The 16,121-nt window shown below is 36.4% G+C and carries 15 protein-coding genes; 2 read left to right on the top strand and 13 right to left on the bottom strand.

Features of this window, described 5'->3' with window-relative positions; all coding sequences use genetic code 11:
- Positions 1-35: 35 nt before the first annotated feature.
- Together O0955_RS14425 and O0955_RS14420 are read right to left on the bottom strand one after the other, a co-directional pair.
- Complete coding sequence (locus tag O0955_RS14425) at positions 36-1,328, bottom strand: c-type cytochrome (protein WP_269428260.1); 1,293 nt, start codon at positions 1,326-1,328, stop codon at positions 36-38.
- Between the two features lie 253 nt (positions 1,329-1,581).
- The gene (locus tag O0955_RS14420) at positions 1,582-2,562 is read right to left on the bottom strand and encodes a deoxyhypusine synthase family protein (protein WP_269428259.1); all 981 of its coding nucleotides are present in this window, start codon (positions 2,560-2,562) and stop codon (positions 1,582-1,584) included.
- Between the two features lie 171 nt (positions 2,563-2,733).
- Here O0955_RS14420 and O0955_RS14415 point away from each other — a divergent pair, with 171 nt between their 5' ends.
- A complete protein-coding gene (locus O0955_RS14415) occupies positions 2,734-3,864 on the top strand; it encodes a BamA/TamA family outer membrane protein (RefSeq protein ID WP_269428258.1) in 1,131 nt (376 codons plus the stop codon).
- A gap of 48 nt (positions 3,865-3,912) precedes the next feature.
- Here O0955_RS14415 and O0955_RS14410 read toward each other — a convergent pair whose 3' ends face one another.
- The 7 genes from O0955_RS14410 to O0955_RS14380 all read right to left on the bottom strand — a co-directional run bounded on the left by O0955_RS14410 (position 3,913) and on the right by O0955_RS14380 (position 10,887).
- Positions 3,913-4,836 (bottom strand): hypothetical protein, encoded by a 924-nt coding sequence (locus O0955_RS14410; protein WP_269428257.1) that lies wholly within the window; start codon positions 4,834-4,836, stop codon positions 3,913-3,915.
- Positions 4,837-4,979: 143 nt separating this feature from the next.
- Positions 4,980-6,125 (bottom strand): M56 family metallopeptidase, encoded by a 1,146-nt coding sequence (locus O0955_RS14405; RefSeq protein ID WP_269428256.1) that lies wholly within the window; start codon positions 6,123-6,125, stop codon positions 4,980-4,982.
- A 13-nt stretch (positions 6,126-6,138) separates the two neighbouring features.
- Positions 6,139-7,698 (bottom strand): N-acetylmuramoyl-L-alanine amidase, encoded by a 1,560-nt coding sequence (locus O0955_RS14400; RefSeq protein ID WP_269428255.1) that lies wholly within the window; start codon positions 7,696-7,698, stop codon positions 6,139-6,141.
- The gene (locus O0955_RS14395; RefSeq protein WP_269428254.1) at positions 7,695-8,063 is read right to left on the bottom strand and encodes a BlaI/MecI/CopY family transcriptional regulator; all 369 of its coding nucleotides are present in this window, start codon (positions 8,061-8,063) and stop codon (positions 7,695-7,697) included. Before O0955_RS14395 ends, O0955_RS14400 begins: the two co-directional genes overlap by 4 nt.
- Before the next feature lie 190 nt (positions 8,064-8,253).
- Positions 8,254-9,303, bottom strand: coding sequence for a peptide-N-glycosidase F-related protein (locus O0955_RS14390; protein ID WP_269428253.1), 1,050 nt, complete (start codon positions 9,301-9,303; stop codon positions 8,254-8,256).
- A 13-nt stretch (positions 9,304-9,316) separates the two neighbouring features.
- Positions 9,317-10,048, bottom strand: coding sequence for a DUF4369 domain-containing protein (locus O0955_RS14385; protein WP_269428252.1), 732 nt, complete (start codon positions 10,046-10,048; stop codon positions 9,317-9,319).
- 56 nt (positions 10,049-10,104) lie between these two features.
- Positions 10,105-10,887, bottom strand: coding sequence for an O-methyltransferase (locus O0955_RS14380; RefSeq protein ID WP_269428251.1), 783 nt, complete (start codon positions 10,885-10,887; stop codon positions 10,105-10,107).
- A gap of 45 nt (positions 10,888-10,932) precedes the next feature.
- On the opposite strand from O0955_RS14380, the gene O0955_RS14375 reads away from it, so the two are divergent.
- Entirely contained in the window at positions 10,933-11,805 is an 873-nt protein-coding gene (locus O0955_RS14375; protein WP_269428250.1) for a transglutaminase-like domain-containing protein, read from the top strand.
- A 72-nt stretch (positions 11,806-11,877) separates the two neighbouring features.
- Here the strand turns inward: O0955_RS14375 and O0955_RS14370 are convergent, their stop codons facing one another.
- The 4 genes from O0955_RS14370 to O0955_RS14355 all read right to left on the bottom strand — a co-directional run bounded on the left by O0955_RS14370 (position 11,878) and on the right by O0955_RS14355 (position 16,070).
- Positions 11,878-12,708, bottom strand: coding sequence for a hypothetical protein (locus tag O0955_RS14370; protein ID WP_269428249.1), 831 nt, complete (start codon positions 12,706-12,708; stop codon positions 11,878-11,880).
- A 12-nt stretch (positions 12,709-12,720) separates the two neighbouring features.
- Complete coding sequence (locus O0955_RS14365; RefSeq protein ID WP_269428248.1) at positions 12,721-13,632, bottom strand: alpha/beta hydrolase; 912 nt, start codon at positions 13,630-13,632, stop codon at positions 12,721-12,723.
- Between the two features lie 9 nt (positions 13,633-13,641).
- Positions 13,642-14,716, bottom strand: a protein-coding gene (gene prfB / locus O0955_RS14360; protein ID WP_269428247.1) for a peptide chain release factor 2 whose coding sequence is annotated in 2 segments (ribosomal slippage) — positions 13,642-14,655 and positions 14,657-14,716 — 1,074 coding nt in all. Because the reading frame shifts where the segments join, the coding sequence is not laid out codon by codon here.
- A 49-nt stretch (positions 14,717-14,765) separates the two neighbouring features.
- Positions 14,766-16,070 carry an amidohydrolase gene (locus O0955_RS14355; protein WP_269428246.1) on the bottom strand — a complete coding sequence of 435 codons (1,305 nt, stop codon included), beginning with the start codon at positions 16,068-16,070 and terminating at the stop codon, positions 14,766-14,768.
- Positions 16,071-16,121: the final 51 nt, after the last annotated feature.

Raw genomic sequence — 16,121 nt, 5'->3', positions numbered from 1 at the left:
CTGTTTATTCGAACGTTCTTACTAAACTCTATTTATTAATAGTGGCATTTACCACACTCTAAACCACCCAACATTGCTGGAGTAATTTTTTCGCCTTTTTTAATTTTCTCATGCGCTTCGATAACCTTAGCGTAGAAAGCATTATTTTTCTGACCAGAAATATCAGTTTCTTTGTGGCAGTTGATACACCATTTCATGGTTAACGGAGAATATTGATAAATTTCTTCCATTGTATTAACCGGACCGTGACAAGCGAAACATACTGGCTCAGTTGGCTGTAATCCTTTTGCTTTACGAATCGCATCTTCAGCAACCACTACGTGCTGAGAGTGATTGAAGTAAGCAAAATCAGGAAGATTGTGTACACGTACCCACTCCATTGGTTTTGTTTTACTTTCATCGTATTTCTGCGTTTCAGGATCGTAACCTAAAGCACTGTAGATTTTCTTGATCTCAGGAGAAATCTCTCCATCATATTTATCCCTTGCCTGTACCGCTTTATGACAGTTCATACAAACGTTTAATGATGGAATAGAAGCATTTTTAGATTTAAATGCACCTGAGTGACAGTATTGACAATCGATTTGATTGATCCCTGCGTGTAATTCGTGTGAGAATTTAATGGGTTGTACGGGTTGGTAACCTGTGTGAACACCTGTTTCCCACATACCCATCCATCCAAATGAACCTAAACAGATAATTAAGCACAAAATAAAGAACATAACAAACTTTTTGTTCTTGAACATTTTGCGAACACCTACCTTTAATGGTACATCTTCTTCAATTTCAATTCCTTGTTTTTGTAAAATCAGACGTTCTAATAATTTAGAAGCACGACCTAAAATCACTAAAATCACGATAGCAACTAAAACGATAGCTACAATTCCTGCAATTGACAAACCTGAAGTAGATTCATCTTTAACAGCAACTGCACCAGTACCAGCAGCTGGTTTTGGTTCACCTTCTTTAATATACGCTAAAATGCTTTTAACCTTAGCCTCATCTAATTCAGGGAAGGTAGTCATTGCTACTTTACCGTTTTCGTTGAAAAGTTTAACAGCAGCAGGATCACCGGCTGCGATCATGGCAGCGTTATTTGGAATCCATTTTAAAAGGAAGGCTTCCGGGTGGCGATTACTCACACCTGTTAAGGCAGGACCGATCAATTTGGCATCAAGGGCGTGACATGAAGCACATTTTGCTTTGAAAAGCGTTCTTCCTTCTTTAGCATCTTGCGCATTAGCAGCAGAAACCGCTAGTACAGAAATAGCTGAAAACAAGAATAACGACTTCCAAACACTTTTTAAAATCATCGAGATATCTCTCATAATGAACACTTTATACTTATTTAATTTACTTTTAGATATGAAATTGATGCTTAGACGATAGCCTGCCTATCAAAACTTCAACAAAAGTATAACTTATTAATAAATCCGATGACATAATAATGACTGGAAATACAATTTATAATCATTCTAAACAAATGCACTTTTGAGCCTCTCAGTCAACAAAAACGGCCATTTACAAGAGAATTGTAAACGGCCGTTCAAAATTTTGAATTTTGATTGTATAAATTTTATTTTATTGTTTTAATATCCAGGCAAACATTAGAGGCGCTACAATTGTAGCATCACTTTCTACAATAAACTTAGGCGTATGGATATCTAATTTGCCCCAGGTAATTTTTTCGTTTGGTACCGCACCCGAATATGATCCGTAAGAAGTTGTTGAATCTGAGATCTGACAGAAGTAACTCCAGAACGGAATATTTTCCATTTCCATATCCTGATAAAGCATCGGTACTACACAAATCGGGAAATCGCCTGCAATACCTCCGCCAATCTGGAAGAAACCAATTCCTTTACCCCCACTGTTGGCAATATACCAATCGGCTAGCCAACCCATATATTCAATACCACTTTTCATGGTCGTTGCTTTCAACTCCTTTTTCATTACATAAGAAGCAAAAATATTACCCATAGTAGAATCTTCCCATCCCGGAACCACAATTGGCAGGTTTTTTTCAGCAGCCGCCAACATCCAGGAGTTTTTAGGATCTATTTCATAGTATTGTTCCAAATCGCCACTCAAAAGCATTTTGTACATAAACTCATGTGGAAAGTAACGTTCACCTGCTTCATCAGCATCTTTCCAGATTTTGTGAATGTGTTTTTGTAAACGGCGGAAAGCTTCTTCTTCAGGAATACAAGTATCGGTAACCCGGTTATAATGGTTTTCTAAAAGATCCCATTCATCCTGCGGACTTAAATCACGGTAGTTTGGTACGCGTTTATAATGAGAGTGGGCAACAAGATTCATAATATCTTCTTCAAGGTTGGCACCTGTACAAGAAATAATGGCCACCTTATCCTGACGGATCATTTCGGCTAAAGAGATCCCCAATTCTGCGGTACTCATTGCACCGGCAAGGGTAATCATCATTTTACCACCTTCATCTAAATGCGTTTCATAGCCTTTAGCTGCATCCATCATTGCCGCAGCGTTAAAATGGAGGTAATTGCGCTCCATAAACTGAGATATCGGTCCTCTTGTATTGCTCATTTTATTTTGTATTGTTTGCGGCAAAAATAGCTGTTTTTTGTTTAACAGCATAATGTACTTAATGGTTTATCTGGTTTGCAATGCCCGAAGCATTTAATAAATTGATAAACAATTGACCAATTTCGGCAATTAACCGATTAACCTATCGCACAAATTCCTTTTCTTTGCGGCATGAAAAAAATATATGTTTTATTTTTTCTTCTGGTGGTGTCTTTACCCGGGATGGCCCAAATGAAACTCATCAGAAAACTCCTTTCCGAAGAAAAAGATACAACCCGTAAGGCAAGTTTTATGCCTATACCTGTTTTTGGATATGCACAGGAAACAGGTTTTGAATTTGGGCTTGGCGCATTATTCTCCTATTACAGAGACAGAAAAGACACCACCAACCGAAGCTCTAATTTCTCGGGTACGGCATCTTATTCAACAAAAAAAACATACAGTGTAAGTTTGCAGGGCGATGCCTGGAGCAAAGGCAATATTTATCATAGCATTGCAGAGATCAGATTTAAGAAAATGCCTTTTAATTTTTATGGCGTTGGAAACAACACCGATAAAGTTAATGAAGACAAACTGGTACAACAACAGTTTAAAATTGCCCTTGATCTTGAAAAGACCTTTATTAAAAATGCTTATACCGGTATTTCTCTTGGATTTGAAAACTACGATTTTACCGATAAAGTGGCCGGAGGAATTTTTACTACCGATTCTCAAATTTTAGGAAAACAGGGAGGAAGCGTAATTTTTACCGGCGTATCTCAAAGTTATGATACCCGTAACTCTAACAATTACCCTACTAAAGGTTTTTTTGGAAGGATCACTTATCAGTATGCGCCTGATTTTTTTGGTGGAGATAATTTTAATGGTAGTCAGATTACCTTAAACGTGCGCAATTTCTGGAAACTGGGTAAAAAATTCGTACTCGGTGTACAGGGAATGTATAATACCATACAAAGTAAAAACACCCCTTTTTATTTGTTGCCTCAACTGGGTAATGACGAGATGATGCGTGGTTATTACTCAGGTCGTTACCGCGATGAAAACTTATTGGCTTTACAAACCGAATTGCGTTACCGTTATAACAACCGCTTTGGAGCGGTATTATTTGCAGGTACCGGCACAGTTTGGGGTAAAACTGATTTTGACACAGATAAATTTAAACCAAATTTAGGTGCAGGTTTACGTTATTTCTTCGATCCGGCTAAAGGCTTAAGTGTACGTTTAGATTATGGAATAGGTGAAAAACTGAAAAATGAAAAGCGCCAGAGCGGATTTTATATCAGTCTTGCCGAAGCTTTTTAACCAGGTTCTTATTCTTTAAACCGGTGAATCAAATTCTATAAATCCTTTTTATTTTTGCCAAACTTCAGTTTTTCCTTTTAAATCAAACTTTAAAAAGCTTCCTGAGGTACTGATTTTACTTTTTTCATCCGTCAAAATTGGATTCCTTGCTGTTCCTGCGAGGGTTTTATTATTGTAAACAATTTCATCGGCAACGATATTAATATTTTCATAACGGATTTTAGCTTTTCCATATAAATACATGACAAGCTTATCCTTTCCCATTTTTACAGAATCACGGGCACTGAATTCTATTCTGGACTCGTTAGGATTTTTTAAAGTCAGATTACTCTCTTTTGCAACGGGAGGCTTTAAATTTGTATAGTAAGTGCCTTTTTTCAATTCGAAGATCATTTCTTTACCATTAATCACATTTCCAGCTTTATCTGTAAAAACAGCGTTTTTAGCCCTAATCAAACCCTCCTTCTGATCCATTTCTGCATACTCTGCTTCCAGCTCTCCACCATAAATAGTCATCACAATCCTTTCAAAGTAAGACTGTTTTCTTTTACCATTGTAGGTAAGCTTTTTAAAAGAAACAACTTTTGGCTGTACTATCGTATTTGCTGGTTTTATTAGTGAAATTTTCTGATCATCATTTTCTCCATAAAATTTATTAAAAAGCTTTTTATTTATAACTCCATAGGTTCTCACATTTTTAGAAATTGAAATCCAATCATTTATTGCATAAGATTTAGCACCAGTTTTCACTTCATGAACAAACCTTAATCTCACCTGATCATTTTTGCTGTAATCCCTCAGGTAACTTAAATCTGTTTGGTTTTTATCAACGTTAATTTTGAAAGTAAAACCATTCGCGATTACATTAATTATCTTTTTACCGGCAAATGAGCGTATATCCGAAATCTTTCCATCATTAAACCTCACTCCCTTTCTTTCATAAAGAAAAGGATAGACTTCCGCTTTTGGCATTTGATAAATCAGTTTACCGGCTAAATAAACTTGTTTAGGTTCCAGCACGATATAGGGATCCTTTACTGTCGATCCAGCTCCTCCCACTACTACTTTCAGTTGATCGCCATTCTTCAGGGCAATGCTTAATTTATTCTTTAGCTTTACAAAACATAAGTTTTCTCTCCTGATTTAAAAAGATAACCACGCATAAAAGATGATTTTTCTCCAATTTTGTATTCCCCAACAACAGCTCCACTTATTGTTTTACCATGAACCTCGTTCATGCTGCTCAATTTATCTAAATAATCCTTTGAGGTAAAATAAGGATCAGTTTGCTTAACATCAGGCAAAGCCAGCTCCTTGTTTTTTGACAGGGGTTTCTTTAATGTATCTTGAAAAGTTTTATCATGCTTAATCTCAGCTTGCGCATACACCACCTGAACAGTAAATAACCAAATCAGCCCTATAGCGATAGGTAACACCAATAAATACATTAACTTTTTCATATTTTTGGATTTAGAATGAAACAACATTTTAATTCTTTCTTTAACCGGACTTTTCACAAAATTGTGTACCAGTGGCATATCACTTTTAGCAATTGCCAGCTTGAGTAATAAATTAGCATAATCTTTATTCCCGAAACTCAATGAGGTTACTTCATCTGCTTCATATTCGTGGTTTTGCTCTAAAGCTTTATTGTATAGATAAATAACAGGGTTAAACCACAAAACAGCTTTACAAATCATCATTAATATTTTATCTGCCGAATGATATTGACTTGCATGTACTTGTTCATGTTTTAACAAAACCTGTAATTCACTTTCAGTTAAATAATCCTGATTAATAAACACATAGTTAAAGAAAGAGCAATTGGTAAAGCCCTTTTGCTTTGATATTAGCTTTGAGCCATTAATGTTTTGACTTTGCTCTTTAGTGTGTTTAAGCAATTGAAATAACTGCCACAGGCAAATTAACATTAAGGCCACAGCAACCAATATATAGGTTATTTCAAGCCAGGCAAACCAATTAATCGCAGCATCTTCTGCTGGCATTACTTGTAAGGGCGGTTGAGTTGGTTCCTCCTCCTGAACAGTTAATCCGGGTTGCACATTTACAACAGGAAGAGGTTCAACTGCCTTTTCTATGTTAACCTGAAATGCAGGAATAATAAGACTCAGCAATAAACTAAGAATAAGATAAAAGCGGTTGATTTTAAAGAAAGTTAATTTTCTTAATACCAACAGGTAAAATCCAAAAAATAAAGTGGTGCAAACACTTACTTCAAGCAAATAGGTTAACCATTCCATAATTTCAGGGGTTTTAGCAACCGCGTTTTGAAAATGCCACAAAGCCATCCAAAATCAGATTGCTGATCCGGCGTATATTCTTCTCTTCTTTGATATAATCTAAGCTTTTCTCGTTAGAAATGTTTCCAAGTTCGATTAAAACTGCCGGCACTTTCGATTCTCTTAACAGGAACAGATTGGCATCATTTAAAGAATTTTTCACTTCAATACCATCCAATTGATTAAGCTTGCTCAAAATACCGGTACCCAGCTCTTCAGCTACTTTAATGTTGCTGTTTAACTTCGAAACATAAACCTCAATACCATTAAACGGAGCTTTGGCATCTTTCTCAGCAGCATTATGGTGGATAGAAATAAAAGCCGTAGCACTTTCTTTCGGTAAGCGGTCACGAAGGGTTAAATACTGATCGTTATTTCTGGTCAGGATTACTTTTATACCTCTTTTAGCAGCCTCTTCCTTTAAAATTTTAACGGCATTCAGGTTTAAATCTTTTTCTCTTTGCCCATTAAATGCTATTCCGGCCTCATCTTTACCACCATGTCCGGCATCAACAACTAAAGTAATTTCAACTGCTTTAAATGCTGATTTGGCATTTGGATTTAAAACAATGCCATTTTTAAAATAATTGACTTCAAAGGCCTCATTTTTAAGACCATCTGTCTTACTTTTGGCTGCTTCAACAGGCTTGGTTATGATGGTTTCTTTACGATTAATAAAGGCTAATGAACAAACCAGAACAACTGGAACGATTAAAAAATACGCAAGCTTTTGCAGCTTTGAATTTGGTTTTTTATACAACATCATGATTCTGCTTTTTAATGGTTGTTTACTAAAACTATTTGTTACAAAGTTTTTTGATGGCATGGCAAGATTGAGCAATAAAGAAGCATAAATTTTCTTATCGGCCGTTTTTGAAGTTTCTCTATCTGCCAGAAATTCGTGGTTATGGTCAATTGCATTCCTCCATAAATAAATAACCGGGTTAAACCATAGAACAGCCGCTGCCAGATTAGCTAAAGTTTTATCAAAAGCATGCATTTGCTGTACATGGATTGATTCGTGCTTAACAACCAAATCTCTTTCTTCAGGCGGCAAAGCCGAATCGATAATGATGTGGTTAAAGAAAGTGCAATTTTTTACAACTGATTTTGCATTAACCAGCAGAATTGGGCCAGTTTGATCAACCACATGTTTCCGCAATTCTCTTTTTACGAAACCCATCATAAACAACATCCTTAAAATAAAGAGTGCTAAAATGGAATAATAAGCATATTCAAACATTTGATTCCAATCTGTATTGTTATTTGATGTGCCTATTTCATCATCCTGAAAATCTTTCTCTGCAGCACCATCATTGTTATACACTACTTTAGTCAGGCTAACCTGATCGCTAGCCACAACTTCACGCCGACTTTCAATGGTTAATGCCGGAATGCTAAAACTCAGCACCAGCATAACTAAAAGATAAATCCTGTTTAGATTAAAAAACGTAAGTTTAGCTAATAACAAATGATAAACTGCATAAAATGCAGCTGTACAGGCCGAAACTTTTAATAAATAAATGAGTATCATGGCTTAGTTTCCTGGTTAATAATTTTTTGAATTTCCTCTATTTCCTGCTGGCTCAGGTTTTCTTTTTTAACCATGAAAGAAATCAGGTTGCTTACCGAGTTATCAAAATAGCCGGAAAATAATTTAGTGAAAGTTGTTTTAGCGTACTCATCTTTGCTAATGGCCGGGTAATACTCATAAGTTTTGCCATAAGCTTTATAGGCAACATAGCCCTTTTTCTCTAACAGCCTTACAATTGAAGAAATGGTATTGTATGGTGGTTTAGGTTCGTCATCCAGTTCATCAATAATATCTTTAACAAATGCCTTCTGCAGTTTCCATAAAACCTGCATAATACGCTCTTCTGTTTTAGTTAGTTCTTCCATACCCAAACTTATAACTTATTTTTAAGTTTTACAACTGAAAAATAAGTTATAAAACTAAAAAATCAGTTTTTAAACATAAAATACTGATTAACAGCATAATAAAATTACGAAGAATTATCAAATCATGATCTAAAAAGGTAAACCCGTCATGATTAATAAGAATTGTGATGAAAAAATATTGAATAATATCCTATTGTGCCACTATATAACAGGAAAGAAGATAATTGCTTTCTGTTTTTAATAAGCTAGCTTCAGGTACGGTAATTTTCAGTTTATGCTTACCTGCGTTTAAAGATCCTAAATTAACAACCCGAACAGGAACAGGTGCCCCCGGACACCAGCTACGGCGTTCTTTTGCAATGTTGCCAAAATAAATGCCATTCGGTTGGGTATTATAAATTTCGTAAGGACTACAGTTCTGGTTCATATCCAAACGGGTATATTCTTTACCATCTAAATATAAAACGTGGGTTCTCCAATTGTATTCTTCCCCATTTTCGCCAGCTCCATGTCCGGAAGAAATCAGATAAAAAACAGCAGATTTTGCATTTTTCGTTAGTGTGAATTCAACTTCTTTAGCATTATAACCTGCTGTAGTATCCTTCCCATCCAAAGCATAATAACTCAATAAAGGCGCTATCTGGGCATTGTTTGTATTTTTACTCTTATCGCTGATAAAATCAACAGAAACCGTAAACGTTAACAACGATCCATCGCAGCCAATGACCTCTTTTTGCCCTGCACCTGTGGTACCAAAAATTTCAGTCAGCACCCAGATATCACTGCTTTTATCTTTAAATAATCCCGCCATCTGATCTGCCTGTGCGGTATAAGGAATTTGATCCGGTTTACGTGTTTTGTACATAAAAGGCGTCATAATGCGCAGCAATTCATATTCTTCAGCCTCTGCATCATCAAAAGATTTATTTTTTGGCGTTTTATATAAGGTTACCCGTCCTATCCTGTCGTAATTATCACAACCTGCAGTAACCACCAACTTCACATTCAGTTTATGCCCAATCTTTCCTCTTTCTGCATCAGTAAGCTTGCGGATATACTTCGTATTGCTTAGTCGGATTAAACCTTGCTGTACCGGCTCATTTACAGGTTTTGCATAACCATCGTAAAAATGAACCGCATTAAGCACATTGATCGTTGTTTCATTTTTTTGAGCAAAACAGCATACCGAACAGAAAAAAGCAAAAGCAAAAAGGAATGTATGTTTCTTAAAAGTGATCATAGTTTCAGGCAGGTTAATTCTTTTTATTTTTCTTCCTTAAATCGGCAATCTCTTTGATAATATCGCTGCCATCAACAGATTTTTGTTGTTCAACAGGCAATTTGCTAAAATATTGATCTGCTTTATCCAAATTGAGTGTAGAGCCATTGGCTTTTAAATACATTAATAAAGCATCGGGTGCATAAGGTTTATTTAAATTCTGATCCAAAAAAGTACAAAGAAGGCTCATTTTTGCATTTCTTGCTGAATCTATCTGTCCATCTACAATTTTCATCTTTAGGGTGTCTGTAACCTTCGTTCTCTTCTTTTTCCAGCCGAGTAAACGCAAACTTGTATCTATTTTCAGGTATACTTTTTTAAATGCAGTATATTCGTCCTGTACGGGCACGCCTGTTACCTTTGCACGACCTAAATAACCTGTTGCATCTACATTTACAGTACCTTCCTTAACAAAAAAGTTTAAAATATTAGGATCTGCGGCCTGATTGGGCGAGGTACCTGGTTTTGTAAACAGCAACTTAACTTTAACATTAGGACTTAAACTTTTATTAAAAGTGAAAGTATTATCTCTTATCCAGGTACTATCAATAATTGATTTATCTTTTTGCTGATAGATAAAATAAATCAGCCTTGAGCTTTTATCATATTCGGGGAAATTGATTTTTGCGTTCAACTGTGTTTTTACTTCCTGAGCAAAACAGAGAAATGGCAGTAAACTAATGGTTAATATCAAAAACCGCTTCATAATTATAGTACTGTGTTAAATCCGAAGGTGTTTACCCGAATCAAAAGATAAAGTATTTAAAACTTAAGTTTAAAGTGCTCTTTGGCTTGCCCCTTTTTAAAGTAAACTAATCCAATCCAAAATAAATCAATGGTTACGGTTACATCAGGATGGCTTTTAATTTCTTCCCAGGCTTCTTTCATGCCCTCACTCCAATAAATATCATCAAAAATAAGCAGAGAATTTTCATGAACCTTTGGCAAACACCATTTAAAATAATTAAGTGTGGCATCCTTACGGTGATTTCCATCAACGTATACAAAATCCAATTGTTGTTGCTTTGCAATAATATCTGGCAGAATTAAATCAAAATTACCAACATGTAACTCAATATTATTTAAATCCAGTACTTTGAAATTATTTCCTGCAACCTGTGCCGTTTGCGGACAACCTTCTATGGTAATTACTTCGGCCTCAGGATTAGCTTTTGATAAATATGCGGTAGTAATTCCTAAACAGGTCCCCAATTCAATTAAATTTTTCGCCTCTGTATTTTTAGCCAACCGATAAATTAACTGGGCTAACCTCGGACTTTTCAATGCATTTTTTGCAATCTGACTAACCTTCTTCGTTCTGTTTTTATTGAGGTGAGAACCCGCCCCAAGGTCTGTAACCGTGATATTAGAATCGTCATTAAAAAGTTTTTTTCGCTGCGCTTCTATATTTTTGTATTCAGTTTTCTCGGTAAAATCGTAAATTACCTCATCAGCCAGTTTATAAACAAATGGAGAATGTGTTCCATGTCTGGTTTTAGCTGTAAAACGGTGTTTTAGGTAATCTGTAATAAATTGAAATAGCATATTATTGCAAAAGTAATTAAACGCCGCAAATGGAATGTATATTTTATGGAAAATAACGCAGAGATAAGTGCTTTAGTAAAATTGCTTGACGATCCGGATGAGGAAGTTTATCATCATGTGGAACAAAAGCTACTGGAATATGGTGGGGCGGTTATTCACTATTTAGAAAATGCCTGGGAACAATCTTTTGATGGGCTTTTACAGGAACGCATTGAGAATATTGTTCATCAGATACAATTTAATACGGTTAAAGAGGATCTTAACCTTTGGTATTTAAGCGGTGCTTTTGATTTATTGCAAGGTGCCTTAATCATTAACCGTTATCAATACCCGGATCTGGATGAACAAAAAGTAATCAATCAGCTGGAAGAAATTAAACGTGATATTTGGCTGGGTTTGCAATATGAAATGAGTTCGGTGGAAAAAGTTAAACTCATTAACCATATTCTTTATCAGCAATATGGTTTTGGTGGAAATACAAAAAATCATCATGATCCTCAAAATTCTTATTTAAACCAGGTTTTAGAAAGTAAAAAGGGCAATCAAATTTCTTTAGCTATTATTTATTCTACGCTGGCGCAAAAACTGGATTTGCCTGTGTATGGCATTAACCTGCCGCAGCACTTTATTTTAGGCTTTATTGATGAAAGCAGGCAGGAAGGTACCGAATATGGTGTGCTTTTTTACATCAATGCTTTTAACCGGGGAAATATCTTTGGCAAACATGATGTGGATCAGTTTTTAAGACAACTTAATTTAGAGGCTTTGCCTGAATATTATCGCCCTTGCAGCAATAGTGATATCATCAGACGGGTAATCCGTAATTTAATTTCTGCCTATGAAAATGCAGGGGCTACAGAAAAAGTAGCAGAACTGAATGAATTACAGGAAATTATTGCAGAAAGAGAAAAAGAATAAAAAGCCGCAACTATAACCGCAACTTTTTTATTAAACAGTATATTTATTAACCTTTAAGGCGGATAAAACTTATCAATTTTTACAGCTATAACCTATATTATATTTCAGATTCGTTGTTACATCAGTAACAATTGTATTATCGGTTAAGGTTTTAATGTTCTTTTTGTTGGTAATAATATTATAGTTAGAAACTGAATCTTTAAGATAAAGATAATCATTTGTGGTAACGGTTTGATTAAGTATAGCACCTGATTTAACCGACTGATCGTTAACCACTTTAGTTACAATACCGATTGACATATTTCCATAAATGCGATACGGCGCATTAAAATTAGAAACCATGGTATTAAAAGGCTCCATAAACTGCAAATTAAAATTCGTTGGCGTAGTTGTATAAGTTATAGTGGTCGTATTGGTCTGATCTTTTATAAAACCAACATCTGTCCGGCCTATTTGTGTCAAGTTACCGCCTGAATAGGATAAAGTATAGGTTGATTTTAAGGTACCTGCTTCATAATATTTTACCTCCGAAATATAACCACTCGTATTATAGGTATATTCTTCATAATTTGTAGTTCCAACGGCTGCTGTTTTAATTGCTCTGCCATCTTTTAAAGTAATGTCCAAACTTCCGCCATTAGTACCTGTAACAGTAACTTTATCTGTTCCATAAACCACATTAAAAGTATTGGTTTTACCCGCACGCTGAATTAACCTTCTGTAGTCATCGTAAGTAAGGCTGTAAGCATTGTTTAAAGTAGTTTCGGTATAATCTTCAATATTACTAGCCCTGCAACTTTGGTCAATTACCGGATCTGTATCAGCTGTTTTCTTACAGCTGATCACAAAAATCAGTACCAATGCACAAACTGTTAACAGAAAGATATTTAATCTTTTATTCATGTTTTCTTTATCTTATATTATTGAAATACTTTTAAGCCAATCTCTTAACAAGTTAAACCAATCCACATCAGAAGTTTTATTGTGTAAGCCAAAGCCGTGACCGCCGTTGGCATATAAATACAATCCGGTTCTCACCTTCTGTTTCTTAAGTGCTTCGTTCATTAACACACTATTCTGCACCGGTACTGATTGATCATCCCGAGCATGAACAAAAAATACGGGCGGCGTTTTTTTATTCACTTGCTGATCGGCAGAAAAGTATTTTTTTAAGCTTTCAGGTGGATTTGCGCCTAATAAATTTTTCATGGTTCCGGTGTGTATAGATTGCTCAAAACTTATAACCGGGTAAATTAAAGCACCAAAGTCCGGTCTTAAATTTATTTTTTCAGCATCTTTTATTTTCACATCATTATAGTGTGCAAGCAGTGTTGAGGCTAAATGCCCTCCTGCAGAAAAACCCATGATGCCAATTTTATTCGGTTTAACCCCGTATTGTTTTGCATTTTTTCTGACCAGATAAATGGCTTGTTCAGCATCCTGAAGTAATGCATAGGTTTTATCAACCATAATTTCATCACTTGGCAAACGGTATTTCAGTACAAAGGCTGTAATCCCGATTTCGTTAAAACGTTTAGCTACTTCGGTACCTTCATGGTTATAAGCTAAAATTCCATATCCACCACCGGGGCAAATAATTACAGCGGCCCCATTTGCTAACGCTGCCGGTGCCTCAAAAACCATCAGCGTTGGTATACTCACCTTGCTAATGCGGATAATGCCATCCTTTCCGGTTTCTGAAACTTCCTGATAATTTTTCGCATATTTTGATCCAGGTACACTATCCGGGTACAAAGGAATAATCTGTTGCGCTTGTGTATAAGTTGCTGCCATAAAAAACAGAATGCTTAAAAAGGATCTGGTCATTATTTTCAATTAAAATTCCATTAAATATGCTTTAAGAAAATCGTTAATGTCACCATCTAAAACCGCCTGCGGGTTTGAAGTTTGATAATTAGTCCGGTGATCTTTAACCCTGCGGTCATCCAGCACATAACTTCTGATTTGTGAGCCCCATTCTATTTTCTTTTTAGAACCTTCAATTGCCGCTGTTTCTTCATTACGTTTTCTTTGTTCAATCTCGTAAAGCTGAGATTTTAATAAGCGTAATGCATTTTCTTTGTTCTGCAACTGAGATCTGGATTCCTGATTTTTAATAATAATACCCGAAGGTTTATGGTGTAAACGAACAGCGGTTTCAACTTTGTTAACATTTTGCCCACCTGCTCCGCCAGCCCTGAAGGTTTCAAATTCTACATCAGCAGGGTTAATATTAATCTCAATCGTATCATCCACCAAAGGATAAACGTAAACAGAAGCAAAAGAAGTATGCCGGCGTGCATTTGAATCAAAGGGAGAAATCCGTACTAACCTGTGAACGCCATTTTCGCCTTTTAAATAACCGTAAGAAAAATCACCATCAAATTGAATGGTTACCGTTTTTATTCCGGCAATCTCTCCATCCTGTCTGTCCTGCTCGGTAATTTTATATCCATTTTTCTCACCCCACATCATGTACATCCGCATGAGCATGTATGCCCAATCGCAGCTTTCAGTTCCACCGGCACCTGCTGTAATTTGCATTACGGCAGAAAGCTGATCTTCTTTGCTGCTTAACATGTTTTTTAATTCAAGATCGGCAACAGCCAGTTTACTTAAATCAAACTGCTCCTGCATTTCTTCTTCAGAAGCATCGCCTGCCTGATAAAAATCAAACATCACAACGGCATCTTCAACCGCCCGGTTTGCCTCTTCAAAGCCATCAGTCCATTTTTTCTTTGAACTAATGTCTGCAAGAATTTTTTCTGCTTTTTTAGGGTCGTCCCAGAAATCGGGCGCCATGGTTAATTTTTGTTCTTCCCGAATTGCGTAAAGTAGTTCATCAACGTCAAAGATGCCTCCTCAGTTCCGTTACTCTGGAACTTAAATCCTGTATTTGTTCTTTAGTCATTAGGCAAATGTACTTATATATTTTTTTATAGGCCGGAGATCAGATTCAATTATTTCTTCATCTCCATATAATCAAGTGTTAAATCAGATAACAATTTAACCCCTACTACAAAGCCACTTTCATCAATATAAAAATCAGGTGTATGGTGTGATGGCGCTTTTAAAGGATCTTTTCCTTTCGGCATGCCACCCAAAAACACAAACAAACCCGGAACCTTTTCCTGAAAGAATGAAAAATCTTCCGCACCTGTAACGGGAGGCTTCAATTTCACATGCGCTAAACCTGCACTGGCCTGCATACTTGGCAGCATTTTTTCAGTCAATGCGATATCATTAAAGGTTACCGGATAATGATTACTATAAGGAATTTTGACTTCGGCTGTCGCCCCGCCAGCTTCAGCCGTTTTAGTCACAATGGTTTTAATCCTGTCGATAAACATCGCCTCATCTTCTTTGCTGAAATTACGTACTGTGCCCAACATTTCTACTTTTTCTGGAATGATGTTGGATCTTACACCTCCATTTATTGCACCAATGGTTACCACACCCGGGTTTTCAGTCACATTCAGGTTTCTGCTTACAATAGTTTGCAGGTTATTGATGATTTGAGCAGAAATAACCACAGGGTCAATACTGCTCCAGGGGTAAGCGCCGTGCGCCTGACGGCCTTTAACCGTAATTTTCATATCATTTACCGCCGCCATTGTACCGCCGGGACGATAGGTTACATCGCCAACTTCCGTTTGAGAATTAATATGGAGACCGAAAATCACATCAACCTTTGGATTTTCCAAAACACCTTCTTTAATCATCAGTGCTGCACCTCCTTCTTCTCCTGCGGAAACACCTTCTTCCGCGGGCTGAAAAATAAACTTAACAGTACCCCGAATATCTTTTTGCATAGAAGCCAGCACTTCTGCTACGCCCATTAAAATAGCCATGTGGCTATCGTGTCCGCAAGCGTGCATTACCCCTACCTCTTGTCCGTTGTAAGTGCTTTTTACTTTTGATGCAAAAGGAACGTCAACTCTTTCGGTAACCGGTAAACCATCCATATCTGCTCTTAATGCAACAACAGGCCCGGGTTTACCTCCTTTTAAAATACCAACAACGCCCGTTTTAGCCACACCGGTTGTTACTTTTATACCTAAAGATTCTAAGTGTTTGGCAATAATACCAGCAGTTCTAACCTCATTATTTCCCAACTCGGGATGTTCATGAAAATCGCGGCGCCAGTTAATGACTTTCTGCTCTATGGCATCAGCTTTTTTAGAAACAGTTGATCTCAGTTCTCCTTTTTGTGCAAAGGCGTTGACAGATAAAAATGTAAGCAGGGATAAGTAGATTGCTTTCATACAAAATTTAGGTTTTGGATAAATGATTCCCGAATCTACTCAATTACAAGG

This window comes from Pedobacter punctiformis, from assembly GCF_027213715.1.
GTDB classification, from domain to species: Bacteria; Bacteroidota; Bacteroidia; order Sphingobacteriales; family Sphingobacteriaceae; genus Pedobacter; species Pedobacter punctiformis.
The sequence above is the reverse complement of the archived record's forward strand: the minus strand, read 5'-3'. Positions and strand labels throughout refer to the sequence as shown.